The organism is Streptomyces hoynatensis (assembly GCF_003626535.1).
Classification (GTDB): domain Bacteria; phylum Actinomycetota; class Actinomycetes; order Streptomycetales; family Streptomycetaceae; genus Streptomyces; species Streptomyces hoynatensis.
Genome location: NZ_RBAL01000001.1, coordinates 559507 through 582489 on the forward strand (window position 1 = coordinate 559507; position 22983 = coordinate 582489).

At 73.0% G+C, this 22983-nt stretch carries 20 protein-coding genes; 17 read left to right on the forward strand and 3 right to left on the reverse strand.

Translation table 11 applies throughout. The features are described from left to right. Positions 1 to 115 precede the first annotated feature (115 nt). From D7294_RS02445 to D7294_RS02510, 14 genes are all read left to right on the forward strand, one after another. A complete protein-coding gene (locus D7294_RS02445; RefSeq protein WP_120674851.1) occupies positions 116 to 1807 on the forward strand; it encodes a peptide ABC transporter substrate-binding protein in 1692 nt (563 codons plus the stop codon). A gap of 4 nt (positions 1808 to 1811) precedes the next feature. After that, a complete protein-coding gene (locus tag D7294_RS02450; protein ID WP_120674853.1) occupies positions 1812 to 2735 on the forward strand; it encodes an ABC transporter permease in 924 nt (307 codons plus the stop codon). Beyond that, positions 2728 to 3729 carry an ABC transporter permease gene (locus D7294_RS02455; protein ID WP_120674856.1) on the forward strand — a complete coding sequence of 334 codons (1002 nt, stop codon included), beginning with the start codon at positions 2728 to 2730 and terminating at the stop codon, positions 3727 to 3729. The genes D7294_RS02450 and D7294_RS02455 overlap by 8 nt, the downstream gene beginning before the upstream one ends. Before the next feature lie 92 nt (positions 3730 to 3821). Beyond that, positions 3822 to 4799: an ABC transporter ATP-binding protein gene (locus tag D7294_RS32770; protein WP_120674858.1), complete on the forward strand. Its 978-nt coding sequence runs from the start codon at positions 3822 to 3824 to the stop codon at positions 4797 to 4799. After that, entirely contained in the window at positions 4792 to 5862 is a 1071-nt protein-coding gene (locus D7294_RS02465; RefSeq protein WP_277751062.1) for an ABC transporter ATP-binding protein, read from the forward strand. The genes D7294_RS32770 and D7294_RS02465 overlap by 8 nt, the downstream gene beginning before the upstream one ends. 326 nt (positions 5863 to 6188) lie before the next feature. Beyond that, complete coding sequence (locus tag D7294_RS02470; protein WP_241562042.1) at positions 6189 to 7172, forward strand: ABC transporter permease; 984 nt, start codon at positions 6189 to 6191, stop codon at positions 7170 to 7172. 233 nt (positions 7173 to 7405) lie between these two features. Further along, a complete protein-coding gene (locus D7294_RS02475) occupies positions 7406 to 9235 on the forward strand; it encodes an ABC transporter substrate-binding protein (RefSeq protein WP_120674864.1) in 1830 nt (609 codons plus the stop codon). A 46-nt stretch (positions 9236 to 9281) separates the two neighbouring features. Further along, complete coding sequence (locus D7294_RS02480; RefSeq protein ID WP_120674866.1) at positions 9282 to 10265, forward strand: ABC transporter permease; 984 nt, start codon at positions 9282 to 9284, stop codon at positions 10263 to 10265. A gap of 165 nt (positions 10266 to 10430) precedes the next feature. Next, positions 10431 to 11432 carry an ABC transporter ATP-binding protein gene (locus D7294_RS02485; RefSeq protein ID WP_241562066.1) on the forward strand — a complete coding sequence of 334 codons (1002 nt, stop codon included), beginning with the start codon at positions 10431 to 10433 and terminating at the stop codon, positions 11430 to 11432. 99 nt (positions 11433 to 11531) lie between these two features. Further along, entirely contained in the window at positions 11532 to 12542 is a 1011-nt protein-coding gene (locus D7294_RS02490; protein WP_120675315.1) for an ABC transporter ATP-binding protein, read from the forward strand. A 229-nt stretch (positions 12543 to 12771) separates the two neighbouring features. Further along, positions 12772 to 12966 (forward strand): hypothetical protein, encoded by a 195-nt coding sequence (locus tag D7294_RS02495; protein ID WP_120674870.1) that lies wholly within the window; start codon positions 12772 to 12774, stop codon positions 12964 to 12966. A gap of 32 nt (positions 12967 to 12998) precedes the next feature. Continuing rightward, a complete protein-coding gene (mshB, locus tag D7294_RS02500) occupies positions 12999 to 13883 on the forward strand; it encodes an N-acetyl-1-D-myo-inositol-2-amino-2-deoxy-alpha-D-glucopyranoside deacetylase (RefSeq protein WP_120674872.1) in 885 nt (294 codons plus the stop codon). Further along, positions 13883 to 14248 carry a DUF6113 family protein gene (locus D7294_RS02505; RefSeq protein WP_120674874.1) on the forward strand — a complete coding sequence of 122 codons (366 nt, stop codon included), beginning with the start codon at positions 13883 to 13885 and terminating at the stop codon, positions 14246 to 14248. The genes mshB and D7294_RS02505 overlap by 1 nt, the downstream gene beginning before the upstream one ends. Before the next feature lie 338 nt (positions 14249 to 14586). Then, positions 14587 to 16611 (forward strand): hypothetical protein, encoded by a 2025-nt coding sequence (locus D7294_RS02510; protein WP_120674876.1) that lies wholly within the window; start codon positions 14587 to 14589, stop codon positions 16609 to 16611. A 12-nt stretch (positions 16612 to 16623) separates the two neighbouring features. Here D7294_RS02510 and D7294_RS02515 read toward each other — a convergent pair whose 3' ends face one another. Next, entirely contained in the window at positions 16624 to 17667 is a 1044-nt protein-coding gene (locus D7294_RS02515; RefSeq protein ID WP_120674878.1) for a GNAT family N-acetyltransferase, read from the reverse strand. Between the two features lie 140 nt (positions 17668 to 17807). Between D7294_RS02515 and fdxA the strand changes: the two genes are divergently transcribed. After that, complete coding sequence (gene fdxA, locus D7294_RS02520; protein ID WP_120674880.1) at positions 17808 to 18134, forward strand: ferredoxin; 327 nt, start codon at positions 17808 to 17810, stop codon at positions 18132 to 18134. Positions 18135 to 18249: 115 nt separating this feature from the next. Next, complete coding sequence (gene dapC, locus D7294_RS02525) at positions 18250 to 19350, forward strand: succinyldiaminopimelate transaminase (protein WP_120674882.1); 1101 nt, start codon at positions 18250 to 18252, stop codon at positions 19348 to 19350. Between the two features lie 151 nt (positions 19351 to 19501). Here dapC and D7294_RS32425 read toward each other — a convergent pair whose 3' ends face one another. Together D7294_RS32425 and D7294_RS02535 are read right to left on the reverse strand one after the other, a co-directional pair. Continuing rightward, complete coding sequence (locus D7294_RS32425) at positions 19502 to 19957, reverse strand: ATP-binding protein (RefSeq protein ID WP_194117719.1); 456 nt, start codon at positions 19955 to 19957, stop codon at positions 19502 to 19504. 634 nt (positions 19958 to 20591) lie between these two features. Continuing rightward, entirely contained in the window at positions 20592 to 21521 is a 930-nt protein-coding gene (locus D7294_RS02535) for a VldE C-terminal domain-containing protein (RefSeq protein WP_194117720.1), read from the reverse strand. Positions 21522 to 21576: 55 nt separating this feature from the next. Here D7294_RS02535 and dapE point away from each other — a divergent pair, with 55 nt between their 5' ends. Next, entirely contained in the window at positions 21577 to 22689 is a 1113-nt protein-coding gene (dapE, locus tag D7294_RS02540) for a succinyl-diaminopimelate desuccinylase (protein ID WP_120674884.1), read from the forward strand. Positions 22690 to 22983 lie beyond the last annotated feature (294 nt).

Here is a 22983-nt window from a genome sequence, read left to right on the forward strand (position 1 = left end):
TCCGCGAATACGGACCGGAGCGCTGCTGCGAACGGGTGCATGCGGGCGGCAAGCCACCCGGCGGGCCCCGTTGTCCCGCGCATCTCGGGCAGATCCATGGCTATCGTATCTAAATGTGACTTTCCGTACGCCGGGCAGGCCCCGTGATGCCGAAGCTCAGCGGCGCGGACGCGCTCCCCGCCGGCTTACGGCCGCGGCCGGCGCCGCCGTCCTCGCCCTGGCCACCACGGCCTGTGCCGGGGGCAACGGCGGCTACCTCGGAGGCGGCGGGGACGGCGGCCTGATCCGCGCCTCCTGGGGCGACCCGCAGCACCCGCTGGAACCCGCGAACACCAACGAGGTGCAGGGCGGCAAGGTCCTCGACATGATTTTCCGGGGGCTCGTGCACTACAACCCCGAGACCGGCCGGGCGGAGAACGCCGTGGCCCAGTCGATCGACACCGAGGACCAGCGGAACTTCACCATCAGGCTGAAGGACGGCTGGACGTTCAGCGACGGCACCCCGGTCACCGCGAAGTCCTTCACCGACGCCTGGAACTACGGCGCGGCCGGCGAGAACGCCCAGGTCGCCAGCTACTTCTTCCAGTTCATCGAGGGATACGACGAGGTCCACCCCGCCGAGAGCGGCGCCAGGCCGACCGCCCGCACCCTCCGCGGCCTGCACGTGGTGGACGACCACACCTTCACCGTGCGGCTCACCCGGCCCTTCTCGCTGTGGCCGCAGACCCTCGGCTACACCGCCTACGCTCCCCTGCCCCGGTCCTTCTTCGAGGACCACGACGCCTGGCTCGCCAAGCCCGTCGGCAACGGCCCCTACCGGATCGACTCCTACCAGCCGGGCCAGCGGATGACCCTGGTCGCCAACGAGGACTACGCGGGGGAGGACAAGCCGCGGAACGACGGCGTCGAACTCCGCGTCTACACCGACAACAACACCGCGTACACCGACCTCCAGGCCGGCAACCTCGACCTCATCGACGACGTGCCCGCCGCCCGGCTCGGGAACGTCGAGAACGACCTCGGCGACCGCTACGTCAACCAGCCGGCCGGCATCCTGCAGACCGTCTCCTTCCCGCTCTACGACCGGGACTGGAGCGGCCGGAGCGCGGCCAAGGTGCGCCAGGGCCTATCCATGGCGATCAACCGGGAGGAGATCACCTCCCGGCTCTACCACGGCACCCGCACCCCGGCCGGCGACTTCACCTCCCCCGTGCTCGGCGACGCGGGCGGCTACCGGGCGGACCTGTGCGGCGACGTGTGCGCGTACCGCCCCCGGCGCGCCAGGGAGCTGATCGAGGAGGGCGGCGGCCTGCCCGGCGGCCACGTCACCCTCACCTCCAACGTGGACACGGGCTCGCACCGGCAGTGGATGGACGCCGTCTGCCACAGCATCAACAACGTCCTGGACGACTCGGACGCCTGCACCGTCAACCCGGTGCCCACCTTCGCCGACTTCCGCAACCGGATCTCCCAGCGCCGGATGACCGGCATGTTCCGCACCGGCTGGCAGATGGACTACCCGCTGATCCAGAACTTCCTCCAGCCGCTCTATTACACGAACGGCTCCTCCAACGACTCCGGCTACCACAACGAGGAGTTCGACCAGCGCATCGACCAGGCCAACGCCAGGCCGACGCAACGCGAAGCGGTACGCGACTTCCAGGAGGCGGAACGCATGCTCGTCGACGACCTGCCGGCCATCCCCCTGTGGTACCAGAACGGAACCGCGGGCTACTCGGAGCGGCTGAGCAATGTGCGGCTCAACCCCTTCTCCGTGCCCGTCTTCACCGACATCGAGGTGAGCTGAGCCGGTGGGCCGCTACCTCCTCAGGCGTCTGGTGCAGATGGTGCCGGTCTTCACCGGCGCCACCTTCCTCATCTTCCTCATGGTCTACGCGCTCGGCGACCCGGTGACCGCCCTCTTCGGCGACCGCGGCCCCGACCCGGCCACCGCCCGGGCGCTGCGCGCGGAGTTCAACCTCGACAAGCCCCTGTGGGAGCAGTACCTGCGGTACATGGGCAAGATCTTCACCGGCGACTTCGGCACCGCGTTCAACGGCCGCCCCGTCACCGAGCTGATGGCCAACGCCTTCCCGATCAGTTTCCGGCTGATGCTGGTCGCGCTCGGCCTGGAAATGGTCCTCGGCGTCGCCCTCGGCGTCCTCACCGGGCTGCGCCGCGGCCGGGCCCTCGACACCTCCGTGCTGCTGGCCACCCTCGTGGTGATCGCCGTGCCGACCTTCGTCCTCGGCACCACGGCCCAGTACCTGCTCGGCGTCGAACTCGGCTGGATCCAGCCCGCGGTGAGCCCGGACGCCCGCCTCGACGAACTGCTGCTGCCCGGCCTGATCCTCTGCCTGGTGTCCCTGGCCTACGTCACCAGACTCACCAGGACCTCCGTGGCGGAGAACGCCCGGGCCGACTACGTGCGCACCGCCGTCGCCAAGGGCCTGCCGGCGCGCCGGGTCACCGTCCGGCACCTGCTGCGCAACTCGCTGATCCCGGTGGTCACCTACCTCGGCGCCGACATCGGCACGCTGATGGCGGGCGCGATCGTCACCGAGCGGATCTTCAACATCCAGGGCGTCGGCTACCAGCTCTTCCAGGGGATCGTGCGGCAGAACTCGCCCACCGTCGTCGGCTTCGTCGTCGTCCTCGTACTGATCTTCCTGCTCGCCAACCTGTTCGTCGACCTCCTCTACGCCGTGCTCGACCCGAGGATTCGCTATGCCTGACCAGGGACGGCTCCCGCTCCCCGCCGAGGACGACCCGGTGGGCGGCGGGAGCGGGCCGCCGGAGCCGGCCGGCGCGCCCACCCCCACCCTCGCCCCCGCGCCCGGGCGGCCCGCCGGGCCGGGCGCCTCCCCGGAGCCGGACGAGGCCCGCGGGCTGTGGCGCGACGCCTGGCTCGACCTGCGCCGCAACCCGGTGTTCCTCGTCTCGGCGCTGCTGATCTGCTTCCTCGTCCTCATCGCGCTGTGGCCCGGCCTGATCGCCACCGGCGACCCGCTGCGGTGCAGCCTCGGCCGCTCCCTCGAAGGCCCCTCGCCCGGCCACTGGTTCGGCTTCGACACCCAGGGCTGCGACGTCTACACCCGCACCGTCTACGGCGCCCGCGCCTCCATCGCCGTCGGGGTCTGCGCGGCGCTCGGGGTCGCCGTGCTCGGCGCGGCCGTCGGCGGGCTCGCCGGCTACTTCGGCGGCCCGTGGGACACCGCGCTCTCCCGGCTCACCGACGTGTTCTTCGGCATCCCGATGGTGCTGGGCGCGATCGTGTTCCTCAGCATGATCACGCTGTCCGGGATCTGGCCCGTGGTCCTCATCATCTCGGCGCTCGGCTGGCCGCAGATCGCCCGCATCGCCCGTGGCGCGGTCATCACGGCCAAGCAGCACGACTACGTCCAGGCGGCGCGGGCCCTCGGCGCCGGGCACACCAGGCTGCTGCTGCGCCACATCCTGCCCAACGCCGTCGCCCCGGTCATCGTGATGGCGACCGTCATGCTGGGGACGTTCATCGCCCTGGAGGCCACCCTCAGCTACCTGGGGGTGGGCCTGCGCCCGCCGACCGTCTCCTGGGGCGTGGACATCTCGGCGGCCTCCGACGGCATGCAGTTCCGCAACGCCCCCCACATCCTGCTCTACCCGGCCGCCGCGCTCAGTCTCACGGTGCTGGCCTTCATCATGCTCGGCGACGCCGTGCGCGACGCCCTCGACCCCAAGCTCAGGTGAGCCCGGCGCCCGGGCCCGGCCGCCGCGCCACCGGGCGCCCGGCCGGCCGGGGGAGGGCCGGGACCCGGCGCGAAACGGAGGAAGGACCGCGGATGCTGCTGGAGGTACGGGACCTGCGGGTGGAGTTCCACACCAGGGACGGGGTGGTCAGGGCGGTCGACGGCGTCAGCTATGCCGTGGACGCCGGGGAGACCCTGGCGGTGCTCGGCGAGTCGGGCTCGGGCAAGTCGGTGGCCGCCCAGGCGGTGATGGGCATCCTGGAGTGCCCGCCCGCCAGGGTGACCGGCGGCCGGGTGCTCTTCCAGGGCCGCGACCTGCTGACCCTCGGCCGCGAGGAGCGGCGCCGGGTGCGGGGGGAGCGCATGGCGATGATCTTTCAGGATGCGCTGTCGGCGTTGAATCCGGTGTTGTCGGTGGGGTATCAGCTGGGTGAGCTGTTCCGGGTGCATCGGGGGATGTCGCGTCGTGAGGCGCGGGCGAAGGCCGTCGAGTTGATGGATCGGGTGCGTATTCCGGCGGCGAAGGAGCGGGTGAACGATTATCCGCATCAGTTTTCCGGTGGTATGCGTCAGCGGATCATGATTGCGATGGCGCTGGCCTTGGAGCCGGATGTGATCATCGCGGACGAGCCGACGACGGCGCTGGATGTGACGGTGCAGGCGCAGGTGATGGATCTGCTTGCGGAGTTGCAGCGTGACTTCCACATGGGGCTGATTCTGATCACGCACGATCTGGGTGTGGTGGCGGATGTGGCGGACAAGATCGCGGTGATGTATGCGGGGCGGATCGTGGAGAACGCCCCGGTGCACGAGTTGTACAAGCGGCCGGCGCATCCCTACACCCGCGGGCTGCTGGACTCCATCCCCCGCCTCGACCACAAGGGCGGGGAACTGCGCGCCATCCGGGGCCTGCCGCCCAACCTGCTGCGCGTGCCGGCGGGATGCCCCTTCCACCCGCGCTGCCCGCTGGCCCGCGAGGACTGCCGCACCGGCGCCCACCCCCCGTTGTTCGAGGTCGCGAGCCGGCGGGCGAGCGCCTGCCACCACTGGAGGGAGACGGTCAGTGAGTGAGACGGTGGCAGGGCCGGCGGACGCGGCGGCGCAGCAGGGGGGCGAGGCCCTCCTCGAAGTCCGCGACCTGATCAAGCACTTCCCGCAGGGCGGCGGCCCCCTCGGCGGGCGGCGGCGCGGGGCGGTGCGCGCGGTGGACGGGGTCTCCTTCACGCTGCGGCGCGGGGAGACCCTGGGCGTCGTGGGGGAGTCGGGCTGCGGGAAATCCACCCTGGCGAAGCTGCTGATGAGCCTGGAGCGGCCCACCTCGGGGCGCATCCTGTACCGCGGGGAGGACGTCACCCGGCTCGGCGGGCGGGCGCTGAAGGCGGTGCGGCGCAATATCCAGATGGTGTTCCAGGACCCCTATACCTCGCTGAACCCGCGGATGACGGTCGGCGACATCGTCGGCGAGCCCTTCGAGATCCACCCCCAGGTCGCGCCAAGGGGGGACCGGCGCCGCCGGGTGCGGGAACTGCTCGACGTGGTCGGCCTGAACCCGGAATACGTGAACCGATATCCCCACCAGTTCTCCGGGGGACAGCGGCAGCGCATCGGCATCGCCCGGGGCCTTGCCCTGAACCCGGAGATCATCATCTGCGACGAGCCGGTCTCCGCCCTCGACGTGTCCATCCAGGCGCAGGTGGTGAACCTGCTGCGGCGGCTGCAGCGGGAGTTCGGCCTTTCCTACCTGTTCATCGCGCACGACCTTTCCGTCGTGCGGCACATCTCCGACCGCATCGCGGTGATGTACCTGGGGAAATTCGTGGAGACCGGCTCGGAGCGCGAGATCTACGAGCACCCCACGCACCCCTATACGCAGGCCCTGCTGTCGGCGGTGCCGGTGCCCGACCCGGGGCTGCGCGACCGCCGCCGGCGCATCATTCTCTCCGGGGACGTGCCCTCGCCCACCGCCCCGCCGGCCGGCTGCCGGTTCCGCGGGCGGTGCTGGAAGGCGGCGGAGACCTGCGCGCGAAGCGAGCCCGTCCTCGGCATTCCGGCCCGCCTCGCCGAACTCCCCGGTCCCGGGCGGCACCCCAGCGCCTGCCATTTCGCCGAGGAGCGGCAGCGGGCCGCGGACTGAGCCGCACCGGGGCGGGGGGCTCGCGCCGCCCCGCCCCGGCCTACGGCACCCGCACGGCCGTACCCCCGCAGTCTGGGCGGTTCGGATATCGGTGTAGCGTCAGGGATGTTGCCTCCCGGTTAACGCCCTCCGGTCCCGGCTTGTCGCCACATTTCCGAAATCCCCGGCCGACGTCAAGCACGTTTCGGTGTCAATCCGCATAACCTTGGCTCACCAATTGGGTGCCATAGGTTTACACCATTGCTATCCCTTGACGCCAAAGAGTGGGCCTTGCCACAGTCGCGATCAACTCGCTACACAGGCACGACCATGTCGGGGGCGACATCGTGGCAAGCGCAACCCAGGCCGTCGAGGCCGAAGTCGGGGCGGAACTGGTCGGCCGCTCTCCCGGGCAGCTGATGTGGCGGCGTTTCCGCCGCGACCGGGTCGGCGTCATATCCGGCTGCGTCGTGCTCCTCTTCTTCCTCCTCGGCCTGTTCGCCCCGCTGATAGCGAAGCTGTACGGGAAGGACCCGTATACCCGTTACGGTCAGGTCCGCCCGGGGCTGCTCAACGAGTTCGGCTATCCCATCAAGCCCAACGGGGGAATCGACGGCGAGTTCTGGTTCGGGCTCGAACCCGGCACCGGACGCGACGTTTTCACCGAACTTCTCTACGGAATACGCACCTCCCTCCTCATCGCCCTCGCGGTCACCGTGCTGGCCACCCTCACCGCGATCGTGCTCGGCGTCGCCGCCGGTTTTCTCGGCGGCCGGTGGGACTTCTTCATCAGCCGCCTCATCGACCTGCTGATGGCGTTTCCGCAGCAGCTGTTCTTCGTGGCGTTCCTGCCGATCATCGCCACCCTCTTCGTCGACCCGCGCGAGGAGACGCCGACCTGGGTGAAGGTGGTCTCCATCGTGGTCGTGCTGTGGGCGCTCGGCTGGATGACGCTGGGGCGCATCCTGCGCGGCACCGCACTCTCGCTGCGGGAACGGGAGTTCGTCGAGGCCGCCCGGGTCAGCGGCGCCTCCTCCTGGCGGATCATCCGCAAGGAACTGCTGCCGAACGTCGTCTCCCCGATGCTGGTGCAGTCCACGTACATGCTGCCCAACTTCGTGACCACCGCGGCGGCCCTGTCGTTCCTCGGCGTCGGCATCACGGAACCCACCCCCGACTGGGGCCGGATGTTCTCCACCGCGGCCGAGGTCTACCACAGCGACATCACCTACATGTTCTTCCCCGGCGTCTCGATGGTGATCTTCGTGGTCGCCTTCAACCTCCTCGGGGATGCGGTCAGGGACGCCTTCGACCCGAAGACCGTCGGCTGACCCCGCCGGGCGGCCCCTTGCCTGGCCGCCCCCGGCACTTCCGGATCTCCCCGCTCCTTCCCGGTTCCCCGGGCGGAACGGCGGCCTCCCCGCACGACCCGCACGACCCCACGACCCTTCCGGCTCCACGGGATTCACCGACTGCACGACCTGCGCGACCGAGCAGACCGAACACGACCGAACACGACCGACACGACCGACACGACCGATGACGGGCAGGTGCCAAGGAACCAATGAGCATCAGGACACTGCGCGGGGGACGCACCACCTTGGCGTCCCTCGCCCTCGCGGGGGCGCTGGTTCTCAGCGCCTGTAGCAGCGGAGGCGGCGGCGGGGACGGCGGCGCCTCCGGCGGCTCGGGCTCGGGCGACTCAGGCGGCCCCGAGACCGTCGAGGCCTTCACCTTCGGCGACGCCGCGGCCTCCACCGGGCCGGCCGAGGCCGTCCCCGACGCCCAGCAGGGCGGCACCGTCCGCGTCTTCCAGCAGACCGCGCCCGACCACCTGGACCCGGCCCAGATCTACGTCGCCCACGAGTCGAACATCGCCCGCCTGATCCACCGCGGCCTCACCGCCACCCGCCAGGACAACGACGGGCACTACTCGGTGCTCGGCGACCTGGCGACGGACTCGGGCACGCCCTCGGACGGCGGGAAGACCTGGACGTACACGCTGAAGGACGACATCTTCTTCAACGACGGCACGCCCATCACCTCGGCCGACGTCCGCCACACCTTCGAGCGGCAGTTCGCGCCGTTCATCACCCAGGGCCCCACCTACATCCAGCAGTGGCTGGCGGGCACCAACGGCGCCGACTACCGCGACCTGCTCCCCGAGGGCCCCTACAACGGGGACCACCTGCCGGACTCCGTCCTGGAGACCCCCGACGAGAAGACGATCGTCTTCCACTTCAGCGAGCCGCAGAACGACCTGCCGTACGCCCTGTCGATACCGGGCTACGCCATCGTCTCCGAGGCAGGCGACACCCAGGAGGACTACGACCACGACCCGCTGACCTCGGGCCCGTACCAGATCGAGGAGTTCCGCCCCGGACGCTCCATGACGCTGGTGCGCAACGAGTACTGGAAGCCGGAGACCGACCCGGCGCGCAACGCCTACCCGGACAGCTTCGAGATCACCTTCGGGCACACCCTGGAGGACTCCACCTCGCGGCTGATGGCGGACAACGGCGAGAACCAGTACGCCACCAGCTTCGACAACGGCCTCGACCCGGGCAACGGCCCCACCGTGATGCAGGACCCGCAGTATCAGGACCGGCTCGTGGACGGCTACCAGACCTACGTCTGGGCCCTGATGATCAACACCGACCGGGTCACCGACATCAGGGTCAGGCAGGCCATCGCCTACGCCCTGCCCCTCAACGGCATCCTCAACGCCTACGGCGGCTCCATCGGCGGCACGTACGCGGGCGGCATCATCAGCCCCCTGGTCCCCGGCTACGACCCGGACTACGACCCCTTCGGCAAGCTCGCGCACCCCGAGGGCGACATCGAGAAGGCCCGTGAGCTCCTGGAGGAGGCGGACGCGGTCGGCTACGAGCTGAACTACGTCAACCACACCGCCCCCGAGGACGAGGACGCCTCCATCGCGGTGGAGAACGCCCTGGAGGACGCGGGCTTCGAGGTCAACCGCAGCGAGGTCCCGCCGGAGACCTGGTACGACACCATCGGCGTGGTGGACAGCGGCTACGACATCTACCGCAGCAGCTGGGGCCACGACTGGCCCTCGGCCTCCACCGTGATCCCGCCGCAGTTCGACGGCCGCCAGATCGCGGACGGCGCCTCCAACTACAGCCACCTCAGGGACGACCACGTCGACCAGGAGATCGACCGCATCCGGCAGATCGAGGACCCGGCCGAGGCGGCCGCGGCCTGGACCGAGCTGAGCCACTACATCTACGAGGAGGACGTGCCCTTCGTCCCGGCGTTCTACTACCGGCAGACGGTCCTGCACGGCTCCCACATCGGCGGCGCGGTCTTCAACGACGACTACGGAACCATCGACATGAACCGGCTCTTCGTCATCCAGGACGACGCAGGCTGAGTCCCGCGGCGGGTCCAGGCCGACCATCCCCCGAAGGCTGCTACCGATGCTCAGATTCCTCCTCAGGCGTTCGCTCGGCGCCGTCGTCATCCTGCTGGTCATCAGCGCCGTCACGTTCTTCCTCTTCTACGCGATCCCGCGCAACCCCGCGCTGCTCGCCTGCGGCAAGGGCGTCTGCACCGACGATCAACTCGCCGTCGTCGAGCACAATCTGGGCATCGACGAGCCGATTCCCGTCCAGTACTGGCACTACATGGTCGGCATCTTCGCCGGCCGCGACTTCCCCGCGGGCCACTGCCCCGCCCCCTGCCTGGGCTTCTCCTTCCGGGACAACCGGCCGGTGCTCGACACCATCCTCGACCGGCTGCCCACCACCGTCTCCCTGACCATCGGCGGCGCCCTGGTCTTCCTGGTCCTCGGGCTCGGCTTCGGCATGCTCGCCGCCTGGCGCCGGGGCTCCCTGCTCGACCGCGTGGTGAGCTCCGCCTCGCTGGTGCTCAGCTCGATGCAGATCTACTTCCTCGGCCCGCTCGCCCTCGCGGTCCTCGTCTACGGCGACCACCAGATCTTCCCGCAGCCGGAGTACGTGCCCTTCACCGAGCAGCCCCTGGACTGGCTCAAGGGGCTGCTGCTGCCCTGGCTGGTGCTCGCCACGATCTTCACCGCCAACTACACGAGGATGGCCAGGGCCACGCTCATCGAGCAGCTCCACGAGGACCACGTCCGCACCGCACGCGCCAAGGGCATGTCCCGGGCCACGGTCTTCTTCCGCTACGCCTGGCGCGGCTCGCTGATCCCCATCGTCACCATCTTCGGCGTGGACCTGGGCTCCCTGTTCGGCGGCGCGATGATCACCGAGTTCACCTTCACCCTGCCCGGCCTCGGCCGGCTCGCGGTGGAGTCGGTGACCCAGTCCAACCTCCCCATGCTGATGGGCGTGATGCTCTTCGCCGCGCTCATGATCGTCCTGTTCAACATCATCGTCGACGCCTGCTACGCGCTGATCGACCCGCGCGTGCGGCTGGCCTAGGAGCGGATCGACGTGACCAGCAAAGACGGCGCCGCGACCGGCGGCGCCTCCACGGACGCCGCCCCGGCGGACGGGGCCCGGGCGACCGAGGACTCCGCGACCGGGGCCCGGGCGACCGGGGCCCCGGCGGACGGGGCCGCGGCGGACGGGGCCCCCTTCCTCTCCGTGCGGGACCTGCGGGTCCGCTTCCGGACCGAGGACGGGATCGTGAAGGCCGTCGACGGGCTGTCCTTCGACGTCCGCCGCGGCAGCACGCTCGGCATCGTCGGCGAGTCGGGCTCGGGCAAGTCGGTCGCCAACCAGGCGATCCTCGGCCTGCACAACCCGGCGGTCACCGACATCTCCGGCGAGATCCTGCTGGAGGGCGAGGACCTGACGACCGCGGGCGAGCGCCGGATGCAGTGGCTGCGCGGCAACAAGGTGGCGATGATCTTCCAGGACCCGCTCACCGCCCTCTCGCCCTACCACACCGTCGGCCGGCAGATCGGCGAGCCGTTCCGCAAGCACCGCGGCGCCTCGCGCCGCGAGGCCAGGGACCGCGCCATCGAGATGCTCGGCAAGGTGGGCATTCCGAACCCCAGGCTGCGCGTGGACGACTACCCGCACCAGTTCTCCGGCGGCATGCGGCAGCGGGCCATGATCGCGATGGCCCTGGTCTGCGACCCCGACCTGCTGATCGCGGACGAGCCGACCACCGCCCTCGACGTCACCGTGCAGGCCCAGATCCTCGACCTGCTCAAGGAGCTCCAGCAGGAGTTCGGCTCCGCCATCATCATGATCACCCACGACCTCGGGGTGGTCTCCCGGGTCTCCGACGAGGTCCTGGTGATGTACGCGGGGCGCGCGGTGGAGCGCGGCAGCGTCCGCGAGGTGCTCAGCCGGCCCCAGCACCCCTACACCTGGGGGCTGCTGTCCTCCATGCCGCGCATCACCGGGGACGTCGGGCGGCCGCTGGTGCCCATCGCCGGCACCCCGCCCAGCCTGCTGAACCCGCCGCCCGGCTGCCCCTTCGCGCCGCGCTGCGCCTTCCGCGAGGAGGTGGCGGGACCCGAGTCCTGCGACACCGACCGGCCCGCCCTGCCGCAGGGACGCGGCTGCGCCTGCCACCTGACCGCGGCGCAGCAGCAGACCCTCTTCCTCGAACGCGTCCTTCCCCGACTCGCCTGAGGCGCCCGGCCCAAAGGAATGTGATGAGCTGTGACGAGCACCGTGCCCACTGAGACCCCGGACGGCGGCGCCGAGGCGCCCGCGCAGGGCCCCGCCCTGATGACCGTCTCCGGCCTCGTCAAACACTTCCCCGTCAGGGGCGGCTTCCCCGTCAAGCGCACCGTCGGCGCCGTGAAGGCGGTGGACGGCATCGACCTCACGGTGCACGCCGGGGAGAGCTTCGGCCTGGTCGGCGAGTCGGGCTGCGGCAAGTCCACCACGGGCCGGCTCCTCGCGAGGCTCCTGGAGCCGACCGCGGGCACCGTGACGTACCGGGACCGGGACATCACCCACGCCGGGCGCCGCCAACTGGCGCCCATCCGCTCCGAGATCCAGATGATCTTCCAGGACCCCTACTCCTCGCTGAACCCGCGGCAGACGGTGGGCGCGATCATCAGGGGGCCGATGGAGATCAACCACATCGACCCGCCCGGCGGCCGGGAGGCGCGGGTGCGCGAGCTGCTGGAGACGGTGGGGCTCAACCCGGAGCACTACAACCGCTTTCCGCACGAGTTCTCCGGCGGGCAGCGCCAGCGGATCGGGGTGGCCAGGGCGCTGGCCCTCGAACCGAAGCTGATCATCGCGGACGAGCCGGTGTCCGCGCTGGACGTCTCCATCCAGGCCCAGGTCGTCAACCTGCTCCAGCGGGTGCAGCGCGAGCGGGGCATCGCCTTCCTCTTCATCGCCCACGACCTGGCCGTGGTGAGGCATTTCTCACAGCGGATCGCCGTGATGTACCTCGGCAAGATCGTCGAGGTCGGGGACCGGGAGGCGATCTACACCCGCCCGCGGCACCCGTACACGCACGCGCTGCTCTCGGCCGTGCCCGAGGTGGAGCACGCCGCCGCCCCCGGCGAGGCGCCCGCCGCGCCGCGCGAGCGGATCAGGCTCCAGGGGGACGTGCCCTCGCCGACCGACCCGCCCTCCGGCTGCCGCTTCCGCACCCGCTGCTGGAAGGCGCAGGAGAAGTGCGCCGCCGAGGAACCGCCGCTGATCCGGATCGAGGGCAACGCCCCGGGGCACCTGAGCGCCTGCCACTTCCCCGAGGAGGGCAGCACCCTGGCGCGGTGACGCGGGGCGCCGGACGGACATGTCCCGTTGCGCGTGTGGTGGCGCGAACCCGGGCATGCACCTTCGCGCCGGGCGTGCGCCCCTTTTCTGCTCCCGTGCACCGAGCCATGCCTACGCCCTTGATCGTTATGATCCCGTGCGCGTCATGGGTATGACTTCCCCTAGCAGGGAACGGAAGCGATCGTCGGCCTGCCCTCAGCCGGGCAAGACTTCATGGAGGTGATCCTGGGTGGCGCTCTCCGTCTCCGCGGTGCTGATGCTCGCGGTCATTGTCGTTCTGCTCGTCCGGAGGTCCGGGCTGAACGTCATGCACGCCATCGTCTGTATGCTCTTCGGCTTCTATCTGGCCGGCTCGAACATGGCGCCGACGATCGACAACTTCTCGGAGAGCGTGGCGGAGATGATCAGCGATCTGAGCTTCTGAGCGGCTTGGCGCCGCCCCGGTAGGCTCGCCGCATGAGCTCAGGGCAGGCCGGGGCGCTCTTCGTACACGCCCATCCCGACGACGAGTCGATCACCAACGGCGTGACCATGGCGGCGTGCGCCGAGGCGGGCGTACCGGTGACGCTCGTCACCTGCACGCTGGGCGAGGAGGGCGAGGTCATCCCGCCCGCCCTGCGCCACCTCGCCGCCGACCGTCAGGACGCCCTCGGGCCCCACCGCGCGGGCGAGCTGGCCGCGGCGATGCGGGCCCTCGGCGTCGGCGACCACCGCCTGCTCGGCGGCCCTGGCCGCTGGCGCGACTCCGGCATGCTCGGCTCCCCGCCCAACGACCGGCCCGCGGCGTTCCTGCGGGCCGGCCTCGACGAGGCGGGCGGCCTGCTCGCCGAGGTGATCGCCGAGACCAGGCCGAGCGTGCTGATCACCTACGACCCGAACGGGGGCTACGGCCACCCCGACCACGTCCAGGCCCACCGGGTGGCGATGCGCGGCGCGGAACTCGCCGCCGCACGGCACGGGTGGCGGGTGCCGCGCATCCTGTGGAACTGCGTCCCGAAGTCCGAGGCGAACCGGCGCCTGGCGCGGCTGCGGGCCCGGGGCCCCGAGCCCTTCGCCGCCGTCGCGGCCCTGGACGACATCCCCGGCGTGACGGCCGACGAGGAGGTGGCCCTCGCCGTGCGCGGCAGCGCCGCCCAGGTGGCCGCGAAGGCCGCCGCGATGGCCGCGCACGCCACCCAGATCGAGGTCGCGGGCGAGGGGGCGGACGCCCGGGTCTTCGCCCTGTCCAACGGCCTGGCCCAGCCGCTGTGGGAGACCGAGTACTACCGGACGGCACCGGGGGCGGCGCCCTTCCCGCCCGGCGCCCGCGATATCTTCGCGGGACTGAGGCGGGAGGTGTGATGAGGATCGCGGCGTACTGCGCGCTCGGGCTGCTGGGCCTGCTGGCAGGGACCGCGGGCTCGCTGGTGCAGGGCGGCTGGTTCCCGCTGGGCCTGCTGCTCGGGCTCGGCGGCGCGGTGGGGCTCTTCTGGGGCGGCGCGCTGCTCACCAGGACCAGGCTCGGGGCGGCGGCCCCGGCGGGCGGCTGGGCGCTGGCGGTGCTGCTGCTGACCGCCACCAGGCCGCAGGGGGACTTCATCTTCGCCGCGGGGGCGGGCAGTTACCTCTTCCTGCTCGGCGGCATGGGGCTGGCCGTGGCCTGCGCCGCGCTGGCCCCGGCCGAGCGCCCGCTGTTCGCGGTGCCGGAGCCCCGCGCCCGGCGTTAGGCGCCGCCCCCGCCCCCGCCCCCGCCTCCCGGGGCTCGTGCGTCCGACGCGCGTCCGGTTTGCGGCAGTTCGGTCCCGGGCGCGTTGCACGGATGTGCCAATCCTGTGGGGGCGACGTTCCACCCCGCGGTCACCAGTATCGTGGGGCACGCCGCCCGGCGCCGGGGTGTCCCGGGCCGGCCGGCGAAGGCCAACCGGGAGATCCTGCCTTGAGTCGTGACAATGACAGCCCGCCCCCCAATCCGCTTGAGGGTTGGGGGGACCCCAAGCGCGGCGAAGCGGATGGTGACGCCCGCCCGGCGGCTGGGAAGCCGGCGGAGAAGAAGACCGAGACCACGATGACGACCAGGGCCCGGATCAACATTCCAGGCTCCAGGCCGATTCCGCCCATCGTGGTGCGGGAGACGGTGAACGAGCCGGAGCCGCGCGAGGCGCCCGCGCCCCGCGGCCAGGCCCCCACGACGGAGGCGGCGGCCGCCCCCTCGGGCAACGGCCCGGGCAAGAAGACCAGTTCGTGGTTCGAGCCGCGCAAGCCGCCCGCCCCGCGCGCCGAGGCGCCGCGGGAGCAGCGGCCGAAGCCCGCGGCCCCCCAGGCCGAGCGGCCCGCCTTCGGCTCCTCGTCCGACACCGCCCCGTTCGGCACCTCCTCCTTCGAGGCGCCCCCCGCGGAACGGCACTTCGGCGCCGGAGCCCCCGGCGGCGAGGCGCGTTTCGACGCTTTCACGGGGGCGGCGGGCGAGGCCGGGTTCGGCGCGGCCGGGACCGGGTTCGGTGAGGCGCGGCCGGCCGCAACTCCGCCTGGCCCCGCGCGCACCGACACGCCCCCCGGCGGCCACCCCGCGGTCACCGAGACCCCCGCCGGGGGCGTGCCCGCCGCCGGCTCCCCGCTCTCCGGGCCGGGAAGCGGGCCGGGGACCGGGCCCATCCCGGGAATCCCCGGGCCGATGACCACGCCCGACGCCCCGGGCGCGGACGCGGTGCCGCGGTCCGCCGACTGGTTCTCCCAGCACCCCGAGGGCACTCCCTCGCAGGGCCTGCCGCACCTGCCGCGGCGCCCGGTGGGTCCCACCGCGGGCCCCGCCACCGGCGAGATGGCGTTGCCGGTGCGCGAGCCTTCGGCCGAGCCGGCCGGTGCCGGGCGACCCGGACCCGTCCCGGGGATGACCCCCGAAGAGGCGTTCGGCTCCACCATGGACCTGGGCGGCCCGTTCCCGCCCGCGCCGCCGGCGGACGTGACCGCCACCGGGCCGATGCCCGCGCTCGCCGACCCGCCCTCCGGGGGCTTCCGCGCCGCGACGGCCCCGGGCCCGGGCGCCGCGGAGGTGCCGCCGCCCGGGCCGCGGCCCCCGGCGCCCGAGCCGGAGGAGGCCGGGCCGCCGCCGGCCGCGCCCAAGAAGCAGGCGCCCGCCAAGGGCGGGGGACGCTCCCGGCTGCGTCTTGCGGCCCTGGCCGTGGTGGGCCTGGCCGTGGTCGCGTACGGGGCCGGCCTCTACCTGAGCCCGGAGGACGTGCCCACCGGCACCACCGTGCTCGGCGTGGACATCGGCGGCCTCAGCTCCCAGGAGGCGGTCAACCGGCTGGACAGCGAGTTCGAGCAGGCCAACAACGCGCCGCTGACGCTCAGGATCGGGGAGCAGGAGGTCGAGCTCAAGCCCAGCGTGGCCGGCCTCTCCGTGGACACCGAGGCGACGGTGCGTTCCCTGTCGGGGCAGGACTACAACCCCGTCTCCGTCTACGGCTCCCTGATCGGCGCGGAGCACGCGCGGCAGGCCACGTTCGTGGTGGACCGGGACAAGCTGACCGTCGCCCTCGAGGACGCCGCGGAGGGGATGGGCAGCGGCCCGGTGGAGGGCAGCGTGACCTTCGAGCCGACGGGCGCGATCGCCCACGTCGGCGAGCCGGGCATGGCCGTCGACGTGGACGCGGCGGCGGACGCGGTGGAGGCCGCGTTCCGCGAGCGCGCCGCCACCGGGCGCAACGAGCCGATAGAGATTCCGCTGACCGAGCAGGAGCCGGAGATCGACGAGGCCGAAGTCCGGCGCGCCATGGAGGAGTTCGCGGAGCCCGCGATGTCGGCCAGCGTCTTCGTGCAGGCGGGGGGCGTGCAGATCGAGTTCAGCCCGCAGAACTCGCTGTGGCAGTTCCTCGGCATGGAGGCGGTCGACGGCAAGCTCGTGGACACCTACGACCTCGACACGCTCCAGGAGTTGTACGGCCACACCTTCGACGGGGTGCTGGTCACCAGGGGGGACGGCAGCTCCACGCCGGTCACCCCGGAGGACGTCGTGGGCGCCCTGCGCCCGGCGCTGCGGGAGACCGACCCGGCGCAGCGGGTCGGGGTCATCGACCTCGACCCGAGCTGAGCCCGCGCGCCCTCAGCGCGCGCGCCGGTAGTGATAGCGGTGGTGTTCGTGGAAGCCCAGGCGCTCGTAGAGGGCGCGCGCCGGGGCGTTCTCCCGCTCGACGTGCAGGCAGGCGGCGCTCGCTCCCTCGGCGAGCGCCGCCCGGGCCAGCTCCGCCATGACCGCCGTGGCCAGGCCGCGCCTGCGGTGGGCGGGGTCCACCTCTATCGCGGAGAAGACGGCCCAGCGCCCGTCCACCACGCACCGCCCGATCGCCGCGGGCCCCGCCTCCGCCGCCTCCGCCTCCGGCACAGCCCCCGCCTCCGCCGCCTCCGCCGCCGGGGCGTCCTCCCGGCCGCCGTCCCCTCCCGGCACGGTGGCCAGCCAGACCGAGGGCCCGCCGCCGAGCACCAGGCGGGCCGTCTCGGGCGCCGCCGCGGCCCGGCGGTAGCGGCGCAGCCAGTCCGCGGTGAGCGTGCGCCCGAGCCGCACCCGCGGGTCGGCCGGGCGGTCGGCCAGCGGCGCCAGCTCCCCGGCCAGGGTGAGCGTGTGCCCGCCGGCCTCCCAGCCGAGCCGGTCGAGCTCGGCGGCCAGCGGGCCGCCCGAGGCCGAGCCGTCCTCCACGACGTGCAGCACGAGGGGCAGCCCGCGCGCCGCGTACCAGGCGCCGAGCCGCTCCAGGTCGGGCCGCCCCTCGCCCACGGGCAGCGCCGAGTTGGCCCGGCGGGTCCAGCCGCCGGCCGCCCTGGCCCGCCAGTCCCCGATCCGCTCCGACTCGGCGGCCGGCCACGTCCTGGCGCCGACTTGGACCAGCTCCGCGACGGTGGCGGCCGGGAGCCCGCGGCGCCGCGGCGGGGCCTGCGGCACCACCTTGCCCGCGACGAGGGAGGACTCGGCGAGGCGGACCAGCCGGCCGTCCCGGCGGGTGACGCTGAGGGTGCCGCCCTGCCAGGCGGTCAACGTGCCGACGGTGTCGGTGAACCTCGCCTCCTGCTCGCCGGCCCCGGTCAACGTCCGTACCGAGACCCGTTTACCCACGTCAGCGGGGGTGATGCGGACGGTAAGGTAAGCGCTCATGGGGGACTCCCTCGTCTTGCCAGGCCCCTCTTGGTCAGCCTTTAGGCCCGACCGGAGATACTAGGGCCGAGCACCGACGACGCCGCGCTCCCGCGCGCCATCACGGCGGACCCGCCGCCCCAACGAGGAGGACTGACAGCGTGACCTATGTCATCGCGGAGCCTTGTGTCGACCTGAAGGACAAGGCATGCATCGAGGAGTGCCCCGTCGACTGCATCTACGAGGGGCAGCGTGCGCTCTACATCCACCCCGACGAGTGCGTGGACTGCGGTGCTTGTGAACCGGTGTGCCCGGTGGAGGCGATCTTCTACGAGGACGACACCCCCGAGGAGTGGAAGGACTACTACAAGGCGAACGTGGAGTTCTTCGACGAGCTCGGCTCGCCCGGCGGCGCGAGCAAGCTCGGGCTGATCGAGCGCGACCACCCGATGATCGCCGCGCTGCCGCCGCAGAGCCACGACGAGTGACGAGTGACGCCGGGACGGCCGTGAACGCGCGCCGGCCGCCCGGCGAGTCGCCGGTCCCGTGCGGCACCTGCCGTACGGGATCTTCTCTTTGAACCGCAGGAAAGTGAGCCACCCCGTGCCGTCCGTCTCCTCCCGCCTGCCCGTCTTCCCCTGGGACCGTCTCGAACCGTACAAGGCCACCGCCCAGGCGCACGGCGGCGGCATCGTGGACCTGTCCGTCGGCACCCCCGTCGACCCGGTCCCCCCGGTGGTGCGCGCGGCGCTCGCCGCGGCGAGCGACAGCCCCGGCTATCCGACGGTGTGGGGGACGGCCGCGTTGCGCGCCTCGATCCTCGGCTGGCTGGCGCGCCGCACCGGGGCCCGCGGCCTCGACGAGCACGGGGTGCTTCCGGTGATCGGCTCCAAGGAGCTGGTGGCCGCGCTGCCCGCGCAGCTGGGCCTCGGCCCGGGCGACCGGGTGGCCTTCCCCGAACCCGCCTACCCGACCTACGAGGTCGGGGCGCGGCTCGCGGGCGCCGAGCCGGCGCCGTACCGGGGCCGGGCCACGGAGCTGGACCCGGCGGGCCTGCGCCTGCTGTGGCTGAACTCGCCCGCCAACCCGACCGGCCGGGTGCTGGGCGCGGCCGAGCTGCGCGAGGTGGTGACCTGGGCCAGGGAGCACGGGGTGCTGGTCTTCAGCGACGAGTGCTACCTGGAGCTCGGCTGGGAGGCCGAGCCGGTCTCGGTGCTGCACCCGGAGGTCTGCGGGGGCAGCCACGAGGGCCTGGTCGCCGTGCACTCGCTCTCCAAGCGCTCCAACCTCGCGGGCTACCGGGCGGCGTTCCTCGCGGGGGACGCGGCCCTGCTCGGCGAGCTGCTGAGCATCCGCAAGCACGCCGGGATGATGGTGCCCGCGCCCGTGCAGGCGGCCATGGCGGCGGCGCTGGACGACGAGGGGCACGTCGCGGAGCAGCGCGCCAGGTACGCGCGGCGGCGCGCGGCGCTGCGGGAGGCGCTGACCGCGCGCGGCTTCCGGATCGCACACAGCGAGGCCTCGCTTTACCTGTGGGCCACCCGGGACGAGCCGTGCTGGGAGACGGTCGCGGAGCTGAGCAAGCTGGGCATCCTGGTGGCCCCCGGGGAGTTCTACGGGCCGGCGGGCGAGCGTTTCGTCCGGGTCGCGTTCACGGCCACCGACGAGCGGGTGGCGGAGGCGGTCGCGCGTCTCACGGCGTGAGGCGGCCCCCGCAGGGGGCGCGCGGACCGGCGTGCGAAGGCCCCGGGGAGCGGGCTCGCGCGCCGCTCCCCGGGGCCTGTGCCGCGCCTGCGGCCCGCCCTGGGGCCGGTTGCGGGCCGTCGCGCGCGGCGTTCGGCGGACGGCCGGGGGGTCAGCCGAGGGTCAGGCCGGCCATGTCGGGGTTGTCCAGGGAGGGCGCCGAGGCGGCGAGTTCCTGCGGGGTGGGGGCGCTCTCCGCGAGGGTCCGGCCGGCGTCGGTCAGCAGGTGGACGGTGTCCCGGCCCGCCGGGTGCACGATGCGCTCGGCGGCCGGTTCGAGGAGGGGCGAGACGTCCCGCAGGGCGTCGCCGCCCGTCTGCTCCAGCACGCCCCCTGCGGCCTGCACCGTGTCCTGCGTGGTGTCCCCGGTCAGGGCGTTGTCGGGGGCGGTCAGCCCGCCGAGCCCGGGGGCCAGGGCCGGGCCGGCCGCCGCGGCCTCGCCCGCCGCGCCGACGACGGGCGCGGCGCCCGCGGCGAAGAGGAGGGCGACCCTGGCGATGCTGCGCCCGAGCGGGCCGGACGAACGCGGCGCGGCGTGCGACGGCCGACGCGACGGCGAGTGCGACATGGGGCTCCTTTTCCGGTTTCCCTGGGTGTATCCGGGGCGTGCCCGGGTTCCTGCTTTCCGGTGTCGGGCAGCCGGCCGTCCGGTTTCCCGGTTTCCCGGTCCGGCCGGTCGGCTTTGGCGGCTTCGGGCCCGCGCTTCCCGGCGTTTTCCGGTGCGTTGCGGGCCTTTCCCGCCGCGGGCGTTCCCGGCGGATGGGCACCCGCCGGGTGGGTGGTGCCCGGCCCTTGGCGCCCGCTCGGCTCTCCGCGGCTTTCCGCGGTCATTCCGTGCGGGGGGCCACCCTTCGGGATGACGCCTGCCGACGCCGTGCCTATCGCTTGCGGGCGCGCCGAGGTTGCGGTTCTCCCGGGTAAAGAAATGGCAATGTGTCGCATTATCGAGCCCGCCGAAATCGGGCAATCCTCCTGGCGGTTCAGCTGCTTGACGTCTCGTCATGCCGCAGGAGGCGCGGCCTTTCTTCGATGCGCCGCGGCCGTTCCGTTCCCGCCTGCCGGGCGCATTGCCGCACGCCTGTGCCCGAACGTGCCGCGGCCCCGCGCCGCCCTGCCGCCTCGCCCGTGCGCCCCGCCGCCCGCCGTCCCCGGAACCCGGGATCTCCCGGCCGGCGGGGGCCCGGCCACGGGCGGGGGCCGGGCTACTCGCCCGCCGCGAGGGAGAGTTGCACCGCGTCCGCCGCCCCGGCGACGGTCTCCTCGCCCGAGCCGTCCCCGCCCCCGTCCCCGGCCGTCAGCTCGCGCCAGCCGTCGGAGGAGCGCGCCGCCTCCCAGACGCGGTCGCCGTAGGTGATCCGCTCGATGCCCAGCTCGGCGGAGTGCGCGACGGACCAGTGCGCCAGCTCCCAGCCCTGCCTGGCGTCGGCCTCCGTGGGGACGGGAACGGTGAGCCGCGCGCCCTCGCCGCTCGGCTGCACCCCGTCCCCGAACTCCCGCACCATCCGCGCGTGCACCTCGTCGGGCGTGCTGGTCACCGGGGTCCGGCCGTCCCCCGAACCCGGGGCGGGCAGCGCGCAGCTGAGCGCGGCCGGGGCCCGGCCGGTGAGCGCGGCGGCCAGCAGGGCGGCCTCCGGCTCGTGCTTGGCGTACTCGTCGGGGAACGCGCTGCGCTGCACCGCCTGCGCGGCCTCGGTCAGCGGCATCGTCAGGTAGTCGGGGAGTTCGACCAGCCGGTCGTAGAACGCGCCCGCGGCGTAGACCGGATCGAGGATCTCCTCCTTGCTGCCCCAGCCCTGGGAGGGGCGCTGCTGGAAGAGGCCGAGCGAGTCGCGGTCGCCGTAGTCGATGTTGCGCAGTTCCGACTCCTGCATGGCGGTGGCGATCGCGATCGTCACCGCGCGCTCCGGCAGGCCGCGGGCCGAGGCGACGGCCTCGATGGTGGAGGCGTTGGCGGCCTGCTCGGGCTCCAGCGTGAGGGAGGTGCCGTCCTCCCCGGACACCGTGCAGCGCGGCGGCTCCTCACCGCCCAGATAGTGCACGTACGCGTAACAGCCGAACCCCAGCACGACGAGCGTGGCCGTCGCGCCACTCGCCGCCCTGAGGCGGCGCTTCGCGGTTGTCCGTTCGGGCATTGGACGAGGGTAGCCGGAAAATCGGCCCCGGAGCCGTCGCGGGTACCGTGACTCCATGGAACCACCCCTCCTCGACCTCGACCTCGGCCTCGACGCAGCCGAACTCACCGCGCGCCTCGTCGACATCCCCTCCGTCAGCGGCTCGGAGAAGCCGCTCGCCGACGCCGTCGAGTCCGCACTGCGGGCGCTGCCCTGGCTGCGCGTGGACCGGCACGGCAACAACGTCGTCGCGCGCACCGCCCTCGGCAGGCCCGAGCGCGTGGTCCTGGCCGGGCACCTGGACACCGTGCCGATCGCGGGCAACGTGCCCTCGCGCCGTGACGCGGACGGCGTGCTGTGGGGCTGCGGGAGCGGGGACATGAAGGCGGGGGTCGCCGTGCAGCTGCGGATCGCCGCCACCGTGCACCGGCCCGACCGGGACGTGACCTTCGTCTTCTACGACAACGAGGAGGTCGAGGCGGAGCGCAACGGCCTCGGGCACCTGGCCGCCGCGCACCCGGACTGGCTGGCGGGGGACTTCGCGGTGCTGCTCGAACCCACCGGGGGCGAGGTGGAGGGCGGCTGCCAGGGGACGCTGCGGATGCTGCTGCGGCTGCCGGGGCAGCGGGCCCACTCGGCGCGTTCCTGGATGGGCGGCAACGCCATCCACGCCGCCGCGCCCGTCCTGGCCAGGCTGGCCGGGTACCGGCCGCGGCGCCCGGTGATCGACGGCCTGGAGTACCGGGAGGGGCTCAACGCCGTCCGGATCGAGGGCGGGGTGGCCGGGAACGTCATCCCCGACGAGTGCACCGTGACCGTCAACTACCGGTACGCGCCCGACCGGAGCGCCGAGGAGGCGGTGGCGCACGTCCGGGAGGTGTTCGACGGCTGCGGCGTCGCCGCGTTCGTGGTGGACGACCACTCGCCTGGCGCCCTGCCCGGCCTGTCTCACCCGGCCGCCCGCGCCTTCATGGCGGCGGTCGGCGGGCTGCCGCGGCCGAAGTTCGGCTGGACGGACGTCTCCCGCTTCAGCGCCCTCGGCGTGCCCGCGGTCAACTACGGCCCCGGTGACCCGGACCTGGCCCACCGGCGCGACGAGCGGGTGGACACCGCGGTGATCCTGCGCTGCGAGGAGCGGCTGCGTGGGTGGCTGACCGGGGCGGAGCCGCCGGAGGGGGCGGCCGGCTGAGGGCCCCGCCGGGGTCCGGCCGCCGGGTTCCGCGTCGGGGCGGCGGCGCCCCGCGGCGCGCGGTTTCCCGCCCGTTGGCGCAGTCGCTTCGCCGAGTTCGCCGAGTGCGGGGCGCGCGCGGCGTGGCCGGCGTTCACTGTTGATGACGCCGCACGAACGCCGAACGAACGCCGGACGGCGCGGAAGGGCGCTGATGGCGCCGAATGACTCTGAATGACGCCGAATGACATGGACGACGTCGATGACGTTGCCGACGTCGACGACGTGTATCGCTTGACGACCTTTTGCCGGTGA